Raw genomic sequence first — 20,251 nt, forward strand, 5'->3', positions numbered from 1 at the left:
GCAGAGGCAGAGGAACAGTGGCAGCGACCGCCGACGACACCGAAGAGCAGACCGACGCGCCGGACGCGGTACCCGTCCCGGGCCGTCGGCCGATCGGCCGGATCGCGATGGCGGTCAGCGTCCTGGGTGAACTCCTCATCACGGCGGGCCTGGTGCTCGGGCTGTTCGTCGTCTACTCCCTTTGGTGGACGAACGTCATAGCCGACCGCAAGGCGGACCGGGAGGGTGACAAGGTCCGTGACACCTGGGCCCAGCCGGACACCGGTCCGGGGGCGCTGGACACGAAGGACGGCATCGGCTTCCTGCATGTGCCGTCGATGAAGAACGGCGAGGTCCTGGTCGAGAAGGGCACGTCGACGGATGTCCTCAACGACGGTGTGGCCGGCTACTACACGGATCCGGTCAAGGCCGCGCTCCCGACGACGGGCAAGACCGGCAACTTCACCCTCGCGGCGCACCGGGACGGTCACGGCGCGAAGTTCCACAACATCGACAAGGTGAAGGTCGGCGACCCGGTCGTCTTCGAGACGCGGGACGACTGGTACGTCTACAAGGTCTACGACATCCTCCCGGAGACCTCGAAGTACAACGTCAAGGTCCTCACCCAGATCCCCAAGGAGTCCGGCAGGACCAAGCCGGGCCACTACATCACCCTGACGACGTGCACACCGGTGTACACGAGCCGGTACCGGTACGTGGTGTGGGGCGAGCTGGTGCGGGTGGAGAAGGTGGACAGCAAGCGGACGCTGCCGAAGGAGCTGCGCGACTGACAGAGGTCCTTCGAGGACCTCTGTCGTCTAGCATGGCGGAGGCCCGAAGCCGCAACTTTGTCTTGCGGCTTCGGGCCTTTGCGTGTCACATCCCGCCTACTCCAGAACCTTCAGCGGTTCCCCGGCGCTCCAGTCCTCAAGCTTCCCACGGTGTACGGAGATGATCCCGGCTTCGGCGGCGATGTCCAGGGCTGCCGCTGTGAAGGGGCACGTTGCCACGTAGAGCGCCACGTCCGCGCTGTACAGGACCTTTGCGGCCCCGATGAACTTCTGGACGTCGGGGCTGGTGATGTTGAGACAGGGCGCGAACCTCTTGCACTGGACGACGAGGCGTCGCCCGTCGGCCGTGAGTCCGATGATGTCGACGCCCCGGTCGCCGTGACCGCCCTGTACGACGACGTTGGTGCAACCGTCGCGGATCAGCAGCTTGGCGATGTGACGCTCGAAGGTGCGGCCGTTCATGGCGTCCATGGCGGCCATGACTCCGATGGCGGGGCGATCGTCCCGGATCCCTTCTAGCCTCTTCAGCCGTGCGTGGTGCTGGTGGAGCCGCCGCTCGATGCGCTGGACTCCTGCCCGCAGGGCGATCAGCTCCTTGCGGTGGTCGCCCGATGTCTCGATCAGGGCGTTGAACATCGGGACGACGGTCTTGCCGAGGATGTGTGTGATGCGCTGGTCGATGCGGTCGTCGAGGTCCCCGAGGTCTGTCGGGGTCGGGTTTTCCACAGGCTGCGTCCGGGCCAGGTACTCCATGTCCAGGAGATACACGCGTACCTGACGTGCGACTTCGCTGTCGCGGAGGAGCATGGCGACGTTGAGGACGGCTCGGCGTGGGTACAGTGCAAGGGATCGGGACCGTGACTGAAACCCACTGACCTCCTTGAAGGAGGTCAGTTCTGTACCTGCCAAAACGCGGTAGCCGTTGGCCACCAGCTCTTCGCGGTGATCGAGTACCAGTGACTCGATGGCCTTGCGGCTCACCTCGAAGTACGCCGCCACCATCGCCGTCGTCACATGCATCCCGTCCGGCAGCAGTGACAGTGCCTTCACCTTGTCGAGCACGTCGGTGCGGTCCAGCACGCTGCTGCGCAGAGCTTGGGACTCCAGCAGGGCTGTTTGGTCGATCATGTTCTGCCCCCTTGTTCGTCGTGGCCGCATGGCCGGGGCGGCGAACAGATTCCCCACCCCATCCGGTCAACGAGGTGTGGCGTACGAGGGCACGATCGATGAAGGAACTTATGTGCGGGTTTGGTGAGCCCGAGCAAAGCGGAGCCCCGGCGCCCTTCTGGAAGAAGGATGCCGGGGCTCCGCTGTCGTGATCGGGGCGTCAGCCGCTGGTACCGCCGAAGATGTTGGTACCGCCGTTGTTGCCGCCGTTGTTGTTCTGGGCGGTGGCGAACAGGGTGATCGTGTCGCCCTTGTTGGCGGTGCTGCCCGGGGAGGGCGACGAGGTGACGACGGTGGCGTTGTCGTCCTGAGAACCCTGGACGTTGACCTGGAGGCCGAGGCTCTGGAGCTCGTTCCGGGCGTCCTTCAAGGTCTTGCCCGAAATGTCCTGTGGAATCTGGACCTGTTGGTTCGCCGGGGCCTGCCCGATCTGGATGTTCACCGTGGAGTTCTTCGTGACCTGACTGTTGGCCTGGGGGTCGGTCGAGACGACCTTGCCGATCAGGCTGGAGTCGTTGGTGTCCACGTTGGTGCAGTTGCCGGTCAGGTTGTTGGCCGTCATCTGTGCCTTGGCCTGGTCACAGGTCTGGCCGGTGACGTCGGGGACCGTGGACTTCTCCTCGGCCTTGGCGATGGTGAGGGTGATCGTGGAGCCCTTCTGGACTTCCTTGCCCCCGATGGGGTTCTGGTCCAGGACGGTGTTCGGGTCCTCGGTGGAGGTACGGGCCTGCGTCTTGACCACGAACTTGTAGTCGTCGCCCTGCAGCTTCGACTGCGCGTCGCTGAGGCTCAGGCCGATCACGCTGGGGACGGAGACCTTCGGCGCCCCCGTCGACACCACCAGGTTGATCGTGTCGCCCTTCTTGACGTTCGAGCCCTCCGTCGGGTCCTGGGAGCAGACGCTGCCCTTCGGTGCGTTCTCGCAGGGTTTCCTGGTCGGTGTGCCCAGCTTCAGGCCCGAATTCACGGCCATCTTCTGTGCGTCCGTGTACGTGGAGCCCACGAAGTTCGGGGCGGCGAAGGGTTTGTCCGCGCCGTTTCCGCTGACCACCCATTTTCCGATCAGGACGGAGCCGACCAGCACCAGGATGCCGGCGACCACGAGCAGGATCGTGGAGGTGTTGCTCTTCTTCTGCTGGCGGCGGCGGTCCGGGCGGTCGTCGTAGCCGTAGCCGCCGTCGTCCGGGTTCATGGGCGGGAGCATGGTGGTCGCGCCGGCGTCCGCGCGCAGTGCGGTGGTCGCCTGGTCGTCCGGGTAGCCGCCGTAGCCCACGGAGCCCATCGCCGCGGTGGCGGCGACCGGCTGGCCGTCCAGGCAGGCCTCGATGTCGGCGCGCATCTCGTCGGCCGACTGGTAGCGGTAGTTCGGGTCCTTGACCAGGGCCCGGAGGACGATCGCGTCCATCTCCGGGGTGATCTCGGGGTCGAAGACCGACGGGGGCTGCGGTTCCTCCCGTACGTGCTGGTAGGCCACCGCCACCGGGCTGTCGCCCACGAACGGCGGGCGTACCGTCAACAGCTCGTAGAGCAGGCAGCCTGTCGAGTAGAGGTCCGAGCGGGCGTCGACCTGCTCGCCCTTGGCCTGCTCGGGAGACAGGTACTGGGCGGTGCCGATGACCGCGGCTGTCTGGGTCATGGTCATGCCGGAGTCGCCCATGGCGCGGGCGATGCCGAAGTCCATCACCTTGACCTGGCCGTTGCGCGTCAGCATGACGTTCGCCGGCTTGATGTCCCGGTGGACGATGCCGCTGCGGTGCGCGTACTCCAGGCCCTGGAGGATGCCGATGGTCATTTCCATCGCACGCTCGGGCAGGAGTTTGCGTCCGGAGTGGAGCAGCTCGCGCAGTGTCGAGCCCTCCACGTACTCCATGACGATGTACGGGATCGAGACCCCGTCGATGTAGTCCTCGCCCGTGTCGTAGACCGCGACGATCGCGGGATGGTTGAGCGAGGCGGCAGACTGGGCCTCCCGGCGGAACCGGGCCTGGAAGGAAGGATCACGCGCGAGGTCCACGCGCAGCGTCTTCACCGCCACCGCGCGGCCGAGCCGGGTGTCATGCGCGAGGTAGACCTCCGCCATGCCACCACGGCCGAGCACGTGGCCCAGCTCGTACCGGCCGCCGAGGCGACGCGGCTCTTCCATAGCTACCTACCAGCCCTCTCCGTGGGTCCCGACCGGCACGGGTGTGCGGTCGGAGGCTGCCGTCCGGGCCTACCGTACCCGGCTGTGTTCGTGTGACCTGGCCAAGCCCGTAACCCGATACAGGACCGGTATCGCAACGTGCACCGATGTGAAGGGAACGTGAGCGGGGTCACTTCTTGGAGTTGATGACCGCCTCCATCACGCTCTTCGCGATCGGGGCCGCGAGGCCGCCGCCGGAGATGTCGTCACGGTTGGCCTGGTCGTCCTCGATCACCACGGCGACAGCGACCGGCTTGCTGCCGTCGGGGAGCTTGGCGTAGGAGATGAACCAGGCGTACGGGTTCTCGCTGTTCTCCACACCGTGCTGGGCGGTGCCGGTCTTGCCGCCGACGGTGACGCCGTTGATCTGCGCGTTCTTGCCGGTGCCGTCCTTGACGACCGTCTCCATCATGGACTGGAGGATCTGGGCGTTGGACGAGGTCAGCGGCTGGCTCAGTTCCTGGGGGTCGGTCTGCGAGATGGTGTCGAGGCCCGGCGACTGGAGCTTGTCGATCATGTACGGCTTCATCAGCTTGCCGTCGTTGGCGACCGCGGAGGCGACCATGGCCATCTGCAGCGGGGTCGCGGCGGTGTTGTACTGGCCGATCGAGGACAGCGCGGTCTGCGACTGGTTCATGTCGTTGGAGAAGACCGAGGCGCTGGAGCGGACCGGGGTGAACTGCTGGGCGTCGAAGCCGAACTTCTTGGCCTCGGCGAGCATCTTGGCGTTGCCGAGGTCGGCGCCGATCTTGCCGAAGACGGTGTTGCAGGAGTACTGCAGCGCGATCCGCATGGTCGCGTTCTTGCAGGGGATGTTGCCCTCGTTCTTCAGCTCGGTGGTGGTGCCGGGCATGACGTACGGAAGTGGCGAGTTGGTGGCCTGGTCGGCCGAGTTGTACAGCCCGTTCTCCAGCGCGGCCGAGGCGGTGACCACCTTGAAGGTGGAGCCCGGCGGGTAGGTCTCGCGCAGCGCCCGGTTCAGCATCGGGTCGTTCGGGTTGTACGTCTTCTGCAGCTTCTTCCAGGCCGTGGCGTCGGTGTCCGAGGTGCCGGCGAAGGCCGAGGGGTCGTACGACGGGTAGGAGGCGAGGGCCAGGATCTTGCCCGTGGAGGGGTCCAGGGCGACGACCGCGCCCTTGCCGCCCTGGGACTTCAGGCCGTTGTACGCGGCCTTCTGGGCGGCCGCGTTGAGCGTGGTGACGACGTTGCCGCCCGACTTCTGCTTGCCCGTGATCATGTCGAGGGTGTTGCGGAAGAAGAGCCGGTCGTCGTTGCCGGTGAGGATGCCGTCTTCCAGGTTCTCCAGCTGGGTGGCGCCGAAGGCCTGGGAGGCGAAGCCGGTGACCGGGGCCCACATGGGACCGTTCTTGTACGTGCGCTTGTACTTCAGGTCGTTGAGCCCGGAGGAACTCGACGCGGTGGAGCCGGTGATGGGGCTGCCGTCGACGATGATGTCGCCGCGCGGTGTGGAGTAGCGGGCGATCGTGACGCGGCGGTTGGCCGTGTCCTCGCGGAGGCTGTCGGCCTTGACGTACTGGAGCCAGTTGTCGCGCAGCAGCAGGGTGAGGACCAGGAGGCCGCAGAAGATCGCGATCCGGCGTAGGGGCTTGTTCATGACGGGCGGACCACCTGGGTCATCTCGGCGTCGGGGTTGGCTGCGGGGGCCGGGGCCGGGCGGCGGGCGGTGTCGCTGATGCGGATGAGGATGCCGATCAGTGCCCAGTTGGCGATGACGGAGGAACCGCCGTACGCCACGAACGGCATCGTCATACCGGTGAGCGGGATGAGGCCCATGACGCCGCCTGCGACGACGAAGACCTGGAGGGCGAAGGCGCCGGAGAGGCCGATGGCGAGCAGCTTGCCGAACGGGTCGCGGGCGGCGAGGGCGGTGCGTACGCCGCGCTCCACGATCAGGCCGTAGAGCAGCAGGAACGCCATGATGCCGGCCAGGCCGAGCTCCTCGCCGAAGGTGGCGAGGATGAAGTCGGAGTTGGCGGCGAACCGGATGAGCTCGGAGTGGCCCTGGCCGAGGCCGGTGCCGAGGGTGCCGCCGGAGCCGAACGCCCACAGGGCCTGCATCGCCTGCTCGGAGTGGCCGGCGACGCCCTTCTGGGAGAGCTTGTACTCGTTCATCGGGCTGAGCCAGGCCTGGACGCGCTGCTGGACGTGCGGTTCGAAGCTGGCCACGCCGACCGCGCCGGCCGCGGCCATCAGCAGACCGAAGACGATCCAGCTGGTCCGCTCGGTGGCGACGTACAGCATGATGACGAACATTCCGAAGAACAGCAGCGAGGTACCGAGGTCGGTCTCGAACACCAGGATGAGGATCGACATGAACCAGACGACCAGGATCGGTCCGAGGTCGCGGCCGCGCGGCAGGTACAGGCCCATGAAGCGGCGGCTGGCGAGTGCGAGGGCGTCCCGTTTGACCATCAGGTAGCCGGCGAAGAAGATCGCGAGGACGATCTTGGCGAACTCGCCGGGCTGGATGGAGAAGCCCGCGACGGAGATCCAGATCTTGGCGCCGTAGATGTTCTGGCCGAGGCCCGGTACGAGCGGCAGCAGCAGCAGGAAGAGCGCGCCGACCATGGAGATGTAGGTGTAGCGCTGCAGGACGCGGTGGTCCTTGAGGAAGATCAGCACGACGATGAACAGCGCGATGCCCATCGCGGTGTACAGCAGCTGCCGTGGTGCCGCGGTGCCCGCCTGTTTGATCGTCTGCAGCAGCTTGGACTGGTCGAGTCTCCAGATGACGACCAGGCCGAGGCCGTTGAGCAGGGTGGCCAGCGGCAGCAGCAGGGGGTCCGCGTAGGGGGCGAACTTGCGGACGGCGAGGTGGGCGACGCCGGCCAGGAGGCCGAGGCCCAGTCCGTAGCTCAGCAGTCCCGCGGGGACCTTGTCGTTGATGGCCAGGCCCACGTTGGCGTAGGCGAACACCGGGATGGCGACGGCGAACACCAGGAGCGCGAGCTCGGTGTTGCGGCGGCTCGGTGTGCCGATGGAGCCGATCGTGGACGTCTGGTTCGTCGACGTGTTGGTAGTACTGCTCATCGTGTGACGGGGCCTCTCACGGCTTGCCTACTGCTTACCGCACAGCGAGACGACCTTCTGCTCATCCTCCGAGAGAGTGGGGCCGGGGCTGGGAGTGGCGGTCGCTGAGGTGGACGGGGACGGTGACGCCGTGGAGGACGTCGATTTCGACGGTGCGGGCGAGGCCTTGGACGTGAGAGAGGTCTTGGTGGTTCCCGTGGTGCCTCCGGCCTGGCCCTGGCCCGTCTTGGAGTTGGCCTTGGACTCGGACGCGGTGCGTTCCGACTCCTTCTGGCAGGCGGAGGCCTGCACGGCCAGCTCTTGGACCTTCGACTGGGCGTCGGGGAGACCGCCCTCGGCGATGGTGGCCTTGACCTGCTTCTGCTGGTACGGCGGCAGGTACTTGAGTTCGATCTCGGGGTGGTCCTGCTGCACCTTCGAAAGCGAGACCCAGGCCAGGTCCTGGCTGATGCCCTGGTACAGCGCGACGTGCTCGCCGTTGGCGCCGACGTAGTACTGCGTCTGCGTCCAGCGCCAGCCGCCGTACATGCCCCCGCCGATGACGGCGAGGGCGAGCACGCTGTAGAAGGATCTCTTCAGCCACTTCCGCCCCTTGCGGGGCTTGATGAAGTCGTCGTCGGTGTAGTCGCCGTAGCTGCCGGCCGGGGCGTATCCGGTGTCGTCGGAGCCGGGCGGGCCGAACTCGCCGCCTCCGCCCTGGCCGGGGACCGGGCGGCCGAGGCTCGCGGCGCGGCCCGCGGGGGTCTGCATGAAGCCGTTGTCGTGCAGGTGCTGCTGGTTCTCGGCGACGGCGCCGACCACGACCGGGGTGTCGGAGAGCTGTCCGGCGAGGGTGTCGCCGGTGTCCAGGTCGAGGACGTCGGCGATGATGACGGTGATGTTGTCGGGGCCGCCGCCGCGCAGGGCGAGCTGGATCAGCTCCTGCACGGTCTCCTGGGGGCCCTGGTAGCTGGCGAGGGTCTCCTCCAGGGTCTGGTGGGAGACCACCCCGGAGAGTCCGTCGGAGCAGATGAGGTAACGGTCGCCGGCGCGGACCTCGCGGATGGAGAGATCGGGTTCGACGTGCTCGCCGCTGCCCAGCGCGCGCATCAGCAGGGAGCGCTGCGGGTGGGTGGTGGCCTCTTCCTCGGTGATGCGGCCCTCGTCGACGAGCCGCTGCACCCAGGTGTGGTCCTGGGTGATCTGGGTGAGCACGCCGTCACGGAGCAGGTACGCGCGGGAGTCGCCGACGTGCACCAGGCCGAGGCGCTGGCCGGTCCACAGCAGGGCGGTGAGGGTGGTCCCCATGCCTTCCAGCTGCGGGTCCTCCTCGACCATGGCGCGCAGCTGGTCGTTGGCGCGCTGCACGGCGTGGCCGAGGGAGGTGAGGATGTCGGAGCCGGGCACGTCGTCGTCGAGCGTGACCAGGGTGGAGATCACCTCGGAGGAGGCGACCTCGCCGGCGGCCTGGCCGCCCATGCCGTCGGCGATGGCGAGCAGGCGGGGACCGGCGTAACCGGAGTCCTCGTTGCCTTCCCGGATCATGCCTTTGTGCGATCCGGCGGCGAAGCGCAGTGACAGACTCATGCGCACCTCGCCCGTCGGCTCCGGATACATCCGCACGGTGCCCACCCTCCGGTCGGGAGCGCGCAAAGGACCGGCGTCCGGTCCGCCGCTGCGTGCTCGCTCCGCTCGCGCCTACTCATGATGTAGCACTACTTCCGCAGCTCGATGACGGTTTTGCCGATGCGGATCGGCGCGCCCAGCGGGATCGGTGTGGGAGTCGTCAGCCGGGACCGGTCCAGGTACGTGCCGTTGGTCGACCCGAGGTCCTCGACGATCCACTGGCCGTCGCGGTCCGGGTAGATCCTGGCATGGCGGCTGGAGGCGTAGTCGTCGTCCAGCACGATCGTGGAGTCGTGGGCGCGGCCCAGGGTGATGGTCTGGCCCTGGAGCGCGACGGTCGTCCCGGTCAGGGTGCCCTCGCTGACGACCAGCTTGCTGGGGGCGTTGCGCCGGCGTCCGCCGCTCGCGGGCTGCTGGGCGCGCTGCTGCGGGGGCGCGGCCTGCTGCCGGGCGGCGGGCTGTTGCCGGCGTCCTTCTTCCCTACGCGATCCGCGCTGGGTGACGCGCGTACCGAACAGGTCGCTGCGGATGACCTGCACGGCCACGATCACGAACAGCCACAGTACGGCCAGGAAACCCAGCCGCATGACCGTGAGGGTCAGCTCTGACATTGCCCCCGCTTCACCCTTCGGCTTGCCGGTAAATGATGGTGGTGTTGCCCACGACGATCCGCGAGCCGTCGCGGAGCGTAGCGCGGGTGGTGTGCTGCCCGTCCACCACGATGCCGTTGGTGGATCCGAGATCCTGGATCGTCGAGGGCGTTCCGGTCCGGATCTCGCAGTGCCGGCGGGAGACGCCGGGGTCGTCGATCCGCACGTCGGCCTCGGTGCTGCGACCCAGCACGAGTGTCGCGCGGGAGATCTGGTGGCGGGTGCCGTTGATCTCGATCCAGTAGCGGGTACGGGAGCCGGGCGCCGGGGCGCCGACCGGTCCGGAGGGGCCGGCGGGCTGGGTCGGCTGTGGGTAGCCGTAGCCGCCGGGGCGCTGCGGGGCGCCGGGCGGTGGTGCGCTCGGCATCGGCGGGGCGCCGGAGCCCGGCTGCGGGTAGCCGTAGCCGGCCGGCCGCTGCGGGGCGCCGCTCGCGGGGGCGCGCTCCGGGGCCTGCTGGTTGCTGGAGGAGGCGAGCGTACGGCTGCGCACCCGGTACAGGCCGGTGTCGAGGTCCTCGGCCTTCTCCAGGTTGACCTTGATCGGCCCCATGAAGGTGTAGCGCTGCTGCTTGGCGTAGTCGCGGACCATTCCGGCGAGCTCGTCGCCGAGTTGCCCGGAGTAGGGGCTGAGGCGCTCGAAGTCGGGGGCGCTCAGCTCCACGATGAAGTCATTGGGTACGACGGTCCGGTCGCGGTTCCAGATGGTCGCGTTGTTGTCGCACTCGCGCTGCAGTGCGCCGGCGATCTCCACGGGCTGGACCTCGGACTTGAACACCTTGGCGAAGGTGCCGTTGACCAGACCTTCGAGACGTTGCTCGAACTTCTTCAGGACTCCCACAGGGCACCTCCTCTGTCGCCTTGCCCGTACTGCTGCTGCTTCCGTTACCGCTCACTGATCGTATCCACGCGCCCGGCAATCAGCCGGTTCCCCGAGTGGCTCCCCTTCGAACTCCTCCGCGCGCTTCTCCTGTCAAGGATCCGCGTGTCTTCTGCACAGGATCGTAGAGGTGGCCTACGACCAGTGTCCCGCACCTGACTGTGGACCCGATCCGCCTCCTGGGCAGATGGGCAGGACCGGTACGAGGTTGATACGTGAACGACGGCTGCCCGGTACGTGGTCGCCGGGTGGCCGCTGCCCAGGAAAAGGGGATGTGAACCCACCCTGTCCCACGTGCTAGTGTTCTGGATGTCGGAAGGGGCCAGCCCGCAAAAAACACGGGGCCGGGACCGGAGGACACACCCAATGCGCGGGTGGCGGAATAGGCAGACGCGCTGGATTCAGGTTCCAGTGCCCGCAAGGGCGTGGGGGTTCAACTCCCCCCTCGCGCACAGAGATACCGATGAACGGGTCTCTGCCGGTGACGGAAGTCACGGCAGGGGCCCGTTTCTCGTTGTGCTCGGGTTGTGAGGGATCGCACAGCCCGGGGCCGGACGCGGCTGGTCGCGTCCGTGAGCTATGTCACGGACGCGACTCGTCACAGCGGCTGCCAGGCCGCCCCTTCGCCGTGCGGTCGTACCCGGCCGAAGACCACGTCCGCGAAGTGGATGCCGAAGCCCAGGGTGTCCGGGCGTCGAAGCTCGGCGATCAGACGGCGGCGGTGGCGTGCGGACTGGGCGGGGTCGTCGTCGTGGCCGGCGGACCACTCGGGGTGCCGTACCTGGAGGGGGGAGAGCAGGGCGTCGCCGAAGGCCAGCAGGCGGGTGCCGCGGGAGGCGATGACGAAGCCGGTGTGGCCCGCGGTGTGGCCGGGCAGCGCCAGCGCGTGGACACCGGGAAAGATCTCCTCGCCGGGCAGCACCAGCCGCGTCCGGGATTCCATGGCCGTCGCCGCGGGGCCGCGCTGGTCCCACTCGCCCTTGGGGACCAGGAAGGCGGCCCGGGTGAAGAGGGCCGGCTCGACGCAGGCCCAGCCGATGTGGTCGGGGTGCAGGTGGGTGAAGGCCACGGTCTCGATGTCCTGCGGCGGCCGTCCGAGCAGGGCCAGGTTGCCGGGCAGCGCGCCGCCGTGCACCGCGCCCCGGTAGGGGTGGCCGGGGTCCTCCGGCACCGCGCGCGGGCCGAACCCGGCGTCGATCAGCAGGGCCCGGCCGCCGTGCTCGACGAGCAGGCCGCCGGTGTTGGCGACCAGCCGGCGGGTGTCGTTGAGGTAGGCCCCGTACCCGGCCCCGTGCCGGTCCGGGGCTGCGGGCAGAGAGCCGGCCGGCTTCAGCAGCATGGCCCCGTCGGGCACATAGCTGACCTTCAGCTCTCCCACGCGCAGGGTGCGCACCGCGGAGGGCCTGCGCAGTCGGCTGTCGTTCACGGTTGGTCTCCTCCCGGGCGGCGACGGCGCCCGGCGCGGCTCGGATACGGGGCGGCGCGGATACGGGGGCGGCGCGTCCGTCCGCCGGATCGGGGCGGACGGACGCGCCGGGTGCGCGGACGGCGCCGGCGGGCGGCGCCGGGTGCCGGGCACGGGACGGCCTACGCCGCGGTCCGCTTGCGGAGCGTGGCGCCGACGAGCAGGGCACCGGCGAGGACGACGACACCGGCCGTGACCATGCCCGCGTGCAGTCCGCCCAGGATGTCGGCGCGGGACGGGGAGGCGCCCGAGGCGAGGGCGTTGGTGCGGGCGGCGGCGATGGCGCTGAGCCCGGAGACGCCGATCGCGGCCACGTACTGCGGCAGCTGCGACAGGCCGCCGACGACGCCCTGGTCCTGCTCGCTGACCCCCGAGGTCATGATGGTGATGAAGGACACCACGCTGAAGACGTGGCCGAGGCCCATGACCGAGGAAGTGACGAGCAGGGCGGCCAGGTTGACGTGGACCGGCAGGGCGAACATCGCGACCGTGCCGACGCCCTGGATGAGCAGGCCCGCGCTCAGCACCTTCACCCCGCCGAACCGGCCCAGCAGCTTCGCGACGTACATGCCGCCGAGGGTCGCGGCCGCGCCCTCGCCGAGGTAGCTCAGACCCGCCTGCAGGGCGGTGAAGCCGAGCACGTCCTGCATGTACAGGCTCAGCAGCACGGTCGTGCCGGCGCACATGCCGAAGGTGATGACACCGAACAGCCCCGACCACTTCACGGTCGGCCGGTTCAGCACCGACAGCGGCACGAGCGGTTCCGGGTGGCGCCGCTCGACCAGCAGGAACGCGGCCAGCAGCACCAGGCCGCCGACGATCGGTCCGAAGGCCGCCGGGCGGCTCCAGCCCTGGTCGCCGCCGTTGGAGATGCCGTAGACCAGTCCGAACAGACCGGCCGTGGCCAGGATCGCGCCGGGGATGTCCATCCGCTTCGCGGCACCGGACTCGCGGATCGCCGGCAGGCTCACCGCGCCGGCCATTGCCAGGACGCCCATCACGCACAGCGCGACCATGGTCCAGCGCCAGCTGAAGCCGCTGGTGATGATGCCGCCGCCGAGCGCGCCGAGCACGAAGCCCAGCGACATGACGGCGCCGTTGAGGCCCAGGGCGCGGGCGCGCTTGGGGCCCTCGGTGAAGTAGCCGGTCATCAGGGCGATGGCGGCCGGGGCGATCATCGCGGCAGCGGTGCCCTGGCCGATGCGGGTGGCGATCAGCACGCCGGGGCTGTTCGCGACGGCGGCGCCGAGCGAGAACAGGGTGAACACGGCGACGCCGAGCGTGAACAGCCGCTTGCGGCCGATCAGGTCGGCGACCCGGGCGAACAGCGGCAGCAGGCTCGCCGAGGGCAGCAGGCTGGCGGTGGCCACCCACTGCAGCGTGCCGGCGGAGGAGAAGCCGAGGCCGCTGCCGATGTCGGGCAGGGCGACGGTGACGATGGAGAAGTCCAGGCCGCACATGAAGGTGGCGCAGCAGAGGGTGAGGAGCACCAGCCACTCGCGCGACGAGAAGGCGGTCGCCGGCGCGGCCGGCGCGGCGGCCGCCTCGGCGGCGGGACCGGCCGGTGCGCGTACGTCGCGGGCGGGTTCGGTGGGGGGCGAGGATTCGGTGACGGCCATGAGCGGGGTCCTTCCTGACGATCCGTATGGCCTGACCAGCTTCGAATCGGGGGACCTGCGCAACAAGAACGATCTGTGCAACGATCGATTCGCTGGGCTCATCGTCCAAGGTCGCGGAAATGAGGGGCGCGGGGATTCGGTCATGGAACGCCAGGAGATCGAGATCTTCCTGACTCTCGGCGAGGAGCTGCACTTCGGCCGTACCGCCGACCGCGTGGGGGTGTCGCAGAGCAGGGTCAGCCAGACCATCGCCCGGCTGGAGCGCCGGATCGGCGCCAGACTGTTCGAGCGCACCAGCCGCCATGTCACGCTGACCGCCATCGGGGAACAGCTCAGGGACGACATCGCGCCGGCCTGGCAGGGGATCGAGGAGGCCGTCGCGAAGGCCATGGCGGCGGGCCGCGGTGTCACCGGCGCACTGCGGATCGGTTTCTCCGGCGCGTTCACGGGCCATCTGCTGCACAGCGTCGCCGAGGTGTTCGGCCGCCGGCATCCGGGCGTGGACGTGCAGATACGGCAGGTGCAGATCTCGGACCCCTACGGGCCGCTGCGCGCCGGGGACGTAGAGCTCCAGGTCACCGAACCACCGGTGACCGAGCCGGATCTGACGCTGGGTCCGGTGCTGGTGTCGCAGCCCAGGGTGCTGTTGATGTCGTCGGCGCACCCGTTCGCGCGGCGCGATGCGGTGAGCGTGGAGGACCTGGCGGAGGCGACGCTGCTGACGGTCGGCGGGAACGTGTCGGCACAATGGCTGGACCACCATTTCCCGCGGCAGACGCCGTCGGGCCGGCCCATCCCGCACGGGCAGGCGATCACGCACTGGGAGGACGCGCTCTCCCTCGTCCTCGCCGGCAAGGGCGTGACGCCGGTGGCGGCCGCGGGCGCGCACTACTACAGCCGGCCCGGTCTGGTCTTCAAGCCGTTCTCGGACGCCCCGCGCATCGACTACGCGTTCATCTGGCCCACCGGACACGAGACGGCCCGGCTACGTGCTTTCGTCCAGGCGGCGATGGGGCACGTCCGTGCGGTGGGCGGCCCGTCGCACGCCGTGGAGAGTCTGTGGGAGGGCGACGGCGCCTGAGGGGCCGTCCGGGGCCGTTCGGTGACTCCGGGTCAGGACAGCGCCCCGGCTCCTACGGCGGCGAGGTAGCGCTGGTCGGGGCGGTCCTGGAGCATCACATGGTGCAGGGTCGTGGTGGACGGCGAGGGAGGGATGCCCAGGTCGTCGGTCATCCGGCGGCGCAGCGACTGGTAGACCTCCAGGGCCGCGGCACGGCGTCCCGAGGCGTACAGCGCGCGCATCAACTGGGCGTGCAGGTTCTCGTGGTAGGGGTGGTCGCCGACCAGGGCGACGGCCTCGCCGACCGCCTCCTGGAAGCGCCGGCACAGCAGCAGGGCGTCGATGCGCACCTCGCAGGCGGCCAGATGCGCCTCGTTCAGCACCCGGGCCTGTGTGGTGAGCCGGCTGCCGTGCCGGACGTTGCAGAAGGGCGCGCCGCGCCACATCGCCAGTGCCCTGCCGAGGACTTCGGTGGCGCTGTGCGTCTCCCTCCTCTCCAGCAGGCCACGGGCCTCGAGGACCAGCCGTTCGAAGCGCGGCCGGTCCCATTCGTCGTCCGCCAGCCGCAGCACATAACCGTTTCCGTCGGTGACCAGGCGGTGGTCGGCGATGTCCCGGGCGCTGGTGCCGGTGGCGGCGGCCAGCGCCTTGCGTATCGCCCCTATGTAGGTCTGCAGGGCGGTGGTGGCGGTGCGGGGCGGCTCGCCGTCCCAGACCTCGCTCAGCAGCGCCGGCACCGACACACGGTGGTTGGCCTGTGCCATGAGCAGAGCGAGCACCTGCCGTTGCTTGGGCGCGCTGGGCGTGACGTCACGCCCTTGTTCGCGGACGTCGATCGGTCCGAGGACACGGAACTCCACGGCCCCTCCTCAAGGTGGGCGGCACCGTCCGGCGCGGCGGGCGGTGTGCGGGCGAACAGATCGGCAGGAACCCTGCGCCGCTGCAGGCTTCCCGTGGTGCTGTGCGTGCGGGGAGGACGGGCCGTCGGCCGGCGGGCGCGGGCCGGGTCACGGCGGTCACGTGCCGTCGTACGGCGCCGAGCTGCCGGTGTCCGTACGGCGCAGAGTTGCCGGCATTCGTACGATGCCGAGCTGCTGGTGTGCGGTGGCGGTCAGCCGTGGCCCGGTGTGCGGGAGCGGCCACCGCCCGCCGGGCACAGGTCGTGCCCGAGCCTGCGGTGTGCCGAGGCGACGGAGACCAGCGTGGCGTGGCGGTGCCAGCCGGGGTAGGAACGGCCGGCGAAGTCGTGCAGGCCCATCTCGGTCTCGGCGGCGCCGATCCGGGCCGCGTCGGCGGAGCAGATGAGATCGAGGGCCTGGGCGTGCCGTGCCGGGGGCAGGTTGGTCAGCCAGATCCGGCCGGGCCGGGTGGTGGCGGTGGTCCGGGCGCCGACCAGCAGGGCCGGCCGGGGATCGACGGGTGAGGGCAGCAGCACCGGCAGGGTGCCGGGCCGGGGGCAGCCGGGGGCGGAGGCGGTGGTGTGCGGCCCGGTGTGCCGGCGCAGCAGGGTGCGTGCGGGCTCCGGAGCCGGGTGGGGGACCGCCCCGCCGACTGCCCGGTGGGGGTCCGCCGCCCGGGCGAGGGACAGCGGCAGGGCGTCGGGCACGGCCACGATCCAGGCCAGGCCGCGTGCGTCCAGCCCCTCGATCACGGTCCTGGCGTCGATGTGCCCGTCGGTGTGGACGACCACCGGCAGGGTGCCGGGCGTGGTCTGCGCCAGCCGGTCGGCGAGCGCGAGGCACAGCCCGGCGGCGGAGTCGTGGCCGGCGGTGTCGGGGATACGGGCCCGCAGCCGCAGCCGGTCGTCCTCGGTCCAGCGCCGTGGCAGGTACAGCTGCCAGTCCACGGAGAGGTCGCCGTGCTCGCCGGAGAGGAACGCGCCGATGGCGAGCTGGCAGTTGACGGTGCGTCCGAGGGCCGGCACGAAGCGCCGGTGGACGCCGGCGGACAGTTCGCCCCGCTTGGGGATGACCACGGGGGAGAGCGTCCATGCGTGCGCGGTGGTGTGCTCGGCGATCCAGCGGGCGAGTTCGGCGCGGACCGGTCGCCACCGCCAGGCACTGTCGTTGACGAACTGCTGCAGGGACTGGGGGGCGGTCGGCGACGGAGTCACCGAGGCCGCCAGGCGCCGTAGCGACTTCTTGCCCTGGGTGGTCAGCAGCCCCTTCAGATACACGCCGGCCCATCGCCGTTGGTCGGCCCGCGGCATATGGGCGAAGAGCCGGTGGGCCGGCGGGGCGGGGACCGCCGCGCCGGGAACGTCGGCGTGGTCCTTGGCCGCATGCATGGGTAGCTCCTCTCTTCCGACCCCAGAAGTATAGAGAACATTCGCTATGTTTCTAGGGCGGGCGTCGGGAAGGCGGGTGTGAGGGGATGGCCCGGATGTGCGCGCGGGAGTGTGCTCAGGGGGTCTGAGCTGCGGCGGGGGTGGCGTCCGCGACTGTCGGACCGGGCGCGGAAATCTCCCGGTGCGGGGTGTGGGGACGGCCTGCGTGTGGAGTGCGGTGACACTTTATGTGTGCGGAACGGTGCGTTCGGTGACGATATCGGGCCGGAGCAGGGCTCTGTGGATGTCGGCGGGCCGTCAGTCCGCGGTGCCCGTCCGGGCGGTGGCCGGGGTGTCCCGGGTGAGCAGGGTGCCCAGCGCGGTCAGGGCCTGCGCCAGGCTCTCCTCGGGGCCGTCGCCGGTGAGCGCGCGCAGGGCGTCCGGCGCGGCGGAGGTCGCCTCGACGCCGAGCAGGACGTGGGAGAGCAGCGAGCCCGCCATCACCGGGGTCAGCCCGCCGTCCGGTCGTTCCTCGCGCCAGGACCGCTCCAGCGACTCGCGCAGGCCGCCGGCCCAGGAGTCGTACCAGCCAGGGTCGGTGCCATGGCCCTCACGGGTCAGCCGGGCGGCCGCCCGGACGCTCTGCGTGGTGCGCAGCGCGTCGGCCAGCGCCAGTACCTCCGCGAGCGCGCCCTGCAGCCCCGGTGCGGCGGCGGCCTCGTGGACCACCGCGCGGGTGGCGGCGGCACCGGCCTCCTGGACGGCGTCCGCCAGGGCCGACTTGCTGGAGAAGTGGAAGGTCAGCGCGCCCGTGGTGACCCCGGCCGAGCTGACGATCCGGTGCAGGGAGGTGCCGGCGTAGCCGTGCTCGGCGAACTCGGCGGCCGCGGCCTCGACGATCCGCTGCCGGGTCTGCTCTGCCCTCTCCTGCTTCGCCACCTGCGCTCGCACACCCTCTCCCGTCCCGTTCGACGGCCTGGATGCCGTCCGGAACGGCGTCCAGCGTAGGTCAAGAATTACCCAAGAGGTCCGGCGAACGGGCAGCTCGGAACGTTCTTGGCAGGTTGGCTGGTAAGGACGCACAGGATCCGGCTGACGGTCCGTCGCCCGGCTGCTTGACTGCCCGCCATGATCGATCAGATGTGCGAAATGGATGGCAGGGTAGTCATGATCACGGGGGCTTCGTCGGGCATCGGCGCAGCGGCGGCACGGCTCTTCGCCGAGCACGGCGCGCGGGTGGTGCTCACGGCCCGCCGCCACGAGCAGCTCGGCTCACTGGCCGAGGAGATCGAGTCCGGGGGCGGCCGGGCGGTGGCCGTTCCCGCGGACGTACGCCGGGGCGAGGACGTGGCACGGGTCGTGGAGACGACGGTCGACCGCTTCGGACGCCTGGACGCCGCCTTCAACAACGCCGGGCGGACCGCACTGGGCCAGGACCTGCACGAGATGTCGGACGACGACTACGACGCCGTCATGGACGTCAACGTCCGGGGCGTGTGGAACTGCATGCGCCACCAGATCCGCGCCATGCTCACCACCGGCGGCGGCACGATCGTCAACACCGCGAGTGTGGCCGGCCTCATCGCCACCGGCGTGGGAGCACCCTATGTGGCCTCCAAACACGCGGTGATCGGCCTGACCAAGGCCGCGGCGGCGTCGTACGGGGACCGGAACATCCGGGTCAACGCGCTGGCCGTGGGCAGCACGCTCACCGAGATGATGGAGTCGGTCATCGAGCAACTGCCCGGGGTGGAGCAGACGTTCTTCGCCCGGGCCATACAGAAACGGTTCGCCGCCCCGGTGGAGGTGGCCCGGGCGGCCCTGTGGCTGTGCAGCGACGCGTCGTCCTTCGTGACCGGCGCGACCCTGCCGGTCGAGGGCGGCACGCTGGCCGTCTAGACGCCGACGGGCGGCAGGTGCCGCCGGGCCGACGAGCTGCCGGGGAGCTGCCGGGGAGCCGGGCTGCCGGGGCGCGCGGTGGACGCGGCGCCCCGGCGGCCCCGGAGCCGCAGGGCAGGGGTGTCTTCTGGATCTGCCCGGCGGCGCGGGGCCCGGCACACAGGCCTGGCACGCACTTTCCCGGAGGGCCCTAGCGGGCCACCGCCGGCTCCGCGGCCATCGCGGCGGACTCCGCGGGTGCCGAGGTGGATTCCGCCGCCGGCCCTGACCAGAGCGTGCCGGTCTCCGCCTCCGCGTCCACCGTGCGCAGCAGGGTGACGTCGATGTCGGCCAGAGAGCCCACGAGATGGCGCACCCCGGCCTGCCGCATCAGTTCGGCCTGGTGGCTGTGCTCGAAGCTGCTGGGGAGCCCGATGAACGGGGCGCCGAGGGCTCGTGCCGCCTCGGCGACCCGGGCCACGTCGTCGATGAAGAGCACCTGGCCGTGCTCCAGCCCGAACTGTGCGGTGATCTCCCGCAGCCCCGGGCGCACATCGTTGGTGCAGACATAGCCGGGCGGGGTGAACATCCCGGCGTACGCGGCGAGATGCTCGTCGAAGTGGGACTTGTCCAGTCCGCCGTAGCAGACCACCTGGAGTCCGGCGGCGCGCAGCCGCTCCAGCAGCGGCCCCGCCCCCTCGGTGACCTCGACGGGATGGTCGACGAGATAGGTGGCGCGCTCCTCGAAGTAGGCGGCCAGGGCCTCCTCGCCGGTCAGCCGCTGCGGTACCGCGGCGGCCATGGCGCGTCCGGCGTCGGCCTGCCGCTGGGAGAAGACGCTGCGTTCGACGTCGGCCGAGTAGGTGCCCCCGCGGCGGGTGACGAACCGGTGGATGAGCGGGCTGAACGTGTCGTTGAGCAGGACGCCGTCGATGTTGACGGCGGCCAGTCTCAGTCGGTGCAGCCGGTCGGTCATGATCGGGTTCCCTCCCCCTTGTCGGGCGCGCTCACGGATGTCCACAGGGACAGCGCGCGCTCCTCGCTGTTCTCGATCCGGTCGAGCGCCGGGCCGGTGGCGATGCCGGGCAGCAGCAGGTGCCACATGCTCACCGTGCGGTGCGGCAGGTCGGCGCGCCGGGAGACGACCTGCGCGTACTCCTGCATACCGGTGCACGCGCCGACGATGAACTGGGCCAGCTCGTCGAGCCGTACGTGCTCGCGCAGCTCGCCCTGTTCCCGTGCCGCCACCAGGCACTCCTCGAAGCTGCGGGCCCACACGGTGTACGGCGTGGCGTCGGCGAGCCCGAAGGTGGCCTGTTCGCCGGTGAGCCGGACGCCCGCGCGCAGCACGGGGTCGGCCTGGAGCGAGTGCGACCAGATGAGGGTGATGTCCACCAGGCGCTGCAGCCCCGTGGAGGGCACATGCGGCTCGATGGTGCCCCGCTGGGCGTTCATCACCTCCACCGCGAGGTTCTGCTTGTTCTTGAAGTGGAAGTAGAGCGCCCCCGCGGTCACCCCCGCGCGCTGCAGGATCTTGCTGATCCCGGCGCCGGCGTAGCCGTATTCGTCGAAGACCTCCGCCGCCGCCTTCAAGAGCTGCTCGCGGGTGTGAATGGCGCGCTCCTGCTTGAGTGCGCGTTCCTGTTTGGCTGGTGGCATGG

At 70.1% G+C, this 20,251-nt stretch carries 17 protein-coding genes and 1 tRNA gene; 4 read left to right on the forward strand and 14 right to left on the reverse strand.

The window, feature by feature from the left end:
• The first annotated feature begins 17 nt into the window (after window positions 1-17).
• Window positions 18-770: a class E sortase gene (locus ACIRR9_RS03635; protein WP_403747133.1), complete on the forward strand. Its 753-nt coding sequence runs from the start codon at window positions 18-20 to the stop codon at window positions 768-770.
• 96 nt (window positions 771-866) lie between these two features.
• On the opposite strand, the gene ACIRR9_RS03640 is transcribed toward ACIRR9_RS03635, so the two are convergent.
• The 7 genes from ACIRR9_RS03640 to ACIRR9_RS03670 all read right to left on the reverse strand — a co-directional run bounded on the left by ACIRR9_RS03640 (window position 867) and on the right by ACIRR9_RS03670 (window position 10,263).
• Window positions 867-1,850, reverse strand: coding sequence for a restriction endonuclease (locus ACIRR9_RS03640; protein WP_403747136.1), 984 nt, complete (start codon window positions 1,848-1,850; stop codon window positions 867-869).
• 247 nt (window positions 1,851-2,097) lie between these two features.
• Complete coding sequence (pknB, locus tag ACIRR9_RS03645; protein ID WP_403747139.1) at window positions 2,098-4,080, reverse strand: Stk1 family PASTA domain-containing Ser/Thr kinase; 1,983 nt, start codon at window positions 4,078-4,080, stop codon at window positions 2,098-2,100.
• Between the two features lie 169 nt (window positions 4,081-4,249).
• Window positions 4,250-5,734 carry a peptidoglycan D,D-transpeptidase FtsI family protein gene (locus ACIRR9_RS03650; RefSeq protein WP_403747142.1) on the reverse strand — a complete coding sequence of 495 codons (1,485 nt, stop codon included), beginning with the start codon at window positions 5,732-5,734 and terminating at the stop codon, window positions 4,250-4,252.
• The gene (locus ACIRR9_RS03655; protein ID WP_365351131.1) at window positions 5,731-7,170 is read right to left on the reverse strand and encodes an FtsW/RodA/SpoVE family cell cycle protein; all 1,440 of its coding nucleotides are present in this window, start codon (window positions 7,168-7,170) and stop codon (window positions 5,731-5,733) included. The genes ACIRR9_RS03650 and ACIRR9_RS03655 overlap by 4 nt, the downstream gene beginning before the upstream one ends.
• Before the next feature lie 27 nt (window positions 7,171-7,197).
• Window positions 7,198-8,766, reverse strand: a complete 1,569-nt coding sequence (locus tag ACIRR9_RS03660) for a Stp1/IreP family PP2C-type Ser/Thr phosphatase (RefSeq protein WP_403748153.1) — start codon at window positions 8,764-8,766, stop codon at window positions 7,198-7,200.
• 98 nt (window positions 8,767-8,864) lie between these two features.
• Window positions 8,865-9,386 carry an FHA domain-containing protein gene (locus ACIRR9_RS03665; RefSeq protein ID WP_123975685.1) on the reverse strand — a complete coding sequence of 174 codons (522 nt, stop codon included), beginning with the start codon at window positions 9,384-9,386 and terminating at the stop codon, window positions 8,865-8,867.
• Between the two features lie 10 nt (window positions 9,387-9,396).
• The gene (locus tag ACIRR9_RS03670; protein ID WP_403747145.1) at window positions 9,397-10,263 is read right to left on the reverse strand and encodes an FhaA domain-containing protein; all 867 of its coding nucleotides are present in this window, start codon (window positions 10,261-10,263) and stop codon (window positions 9,397-9,399) included.
• Between the two features lie 407 nt (window positions 10,264-10,670).
• Here ACIRR9_RS03670 and ACIRR9_RS03675 point away from each other — a divergent pair.
• Window positions 10,671-10,754, forward strand: a tRNA-Leu gene (locus tag ACIRR9_RS03675).
• 146 nt (window positions 10,755-10,900) lie between these two features.
• Here ACIRR9_RS03675 and ACIRR9_RS03680 read toward each other — a convergent pair.
• Complete coding sequence (locus ACIRR9_RS03680) at window positions 10,901-11,728, reverse strand: MBL fold metallo-hydrolase (RefSeq protein ID WP_403747148.1); 828 nt, start codon at window positions 11,726-11,728, stop codon at window positions 10,901-10,903.
• Window positions 11,729-11,889: 161 nt separating this feature from the next.
• Entirely contained in the window at window positions 11,890-13,386 is a 1,497-nt protein-coding gene (locus tag ACIRR9_RS03685) for an MFS transporter (RefSeq protein ID WP_403747151.1), read from the reverse strand.
• A 142-nt stretch (window positions 13,387-13,528) separates the two neighbouring features.
• Between ACIRR9_RS03685 and ACIRR9_RS03690 the strand changes: the two genes are divergently transcribed.
• A complete protein-coding gene (locus ACIRR9_RS03690) occupies window positions 13,529-14,467 on the forward strand; it encodes a LysR family transcriptional regulator (RefSeq protein ID WP_384574627.1) in 939 nt (312 codons plus the stop codon).
• Between the two features lie 32 nt (window positions 14,468-14,499).
• Here the strand turns inward: ACIRR9_RS03690 and ACIRR9_RS03695 are convergent, their stop codons facing one another.
• The 3 genes from ACIRR9_RS03695 to ACIRR9_RS03705 form a co-directional block, all read right to left on the reverse strand.
• Entirely contained in the window at window positions 14,500-15,306 is an 807-nt protein-coding gene (locus ACIRR9_RS03695) for an AfsR/SARP family transcriptional regulator (protein ID WP_365340692.1), read from the reverse strand.
• A 251-nt stretch (window positions 15,307-15,557) separates the two neighbouring features.
• Entirely contained in the window at window positions 15,558-16,733 is a 1,176-nt protein-coding gene (locus ACIRR9_RS03700; RefSeq protein WP_403747153.1) for an IS701 family transposase, read from the reverse strand.
• A 297-nt stretch (window positions 16,734-17,030) separates the two neighbouring features.
• Window positions 17,031-17,651 (reverse strand): TetR family transcriptional regulator, encoded by a 621-nt coding sequence (locus ACIRR9_RS03705; protein ID WP_403747156.1) that lies wholly within the window; start codon window positions 17,649-17,651, stop codon window positions 17,031-17,033.
• Between the two features lie 210 nt (window positions 17,652-17,861).
• Between ACIRR9_RS03705 and ACIRR9_RS03710 the strand changes: the two genes are divergently transcribed.
• Window positions 17,862-18,611, forward strand: a complete 750-nt coding sequence (locus ACIRR9_RS03710; RefSeq protein ID WP_403747159.1) for an SDR family NAD(P)-dependent oxidoreductase — start codon at window positions 17,862-17,864, stop codon at window positions 18,609-18,611.
• A gap of 190 nt (window positions 18,612-18,801) precedes the next feature.
• On the opposite strand, the gene ACIRR9_RS03715 is transcribed toward ACIRR9_RS03710, so the two are convergent.
• Together ACIRR9_RS03715 and ACIRR9_RS03720 are read right to left on the reverse strand one after the other, a co-directional pair.
• Window positions 18,802-19,566, reverse strand: coding sequence for an HAD family hydrolase (locus tag ACIRR9_RS03715; RefSeq protein WP_403747161.1), 765 nt, complete (start codon window positions 19,564-19,566; stop codon window positions 18,802-18,804).
• Entirely contained in the window at window positions 19,563-20,249 is a 687-nt protein-coding gene (locus ACIRR9_RS03720) for a ScbR family autoregulator-binding transcription factor (RefSeq protein WP_403747164.1), read from the reverse strand. Before ACIRR9_RS03720 ends, ACIRR9_RS03715 begins: the two co-directional genes overlap by 4 nt.
• Between the last annotated feature and the right edge of the window lie 2 nt (window positions 20,250-20,251).

This window comes from Streptomyces sp. NPDC101234, from assembly GCF_044767525.1.
GTDB classification, from domain to species: domain Bacteria; phylum Actinomycetota; class Actinomycetes; order Streptomycetales; family Streptomycetaceae; genus Streptomyces; species Streptomyces sasae.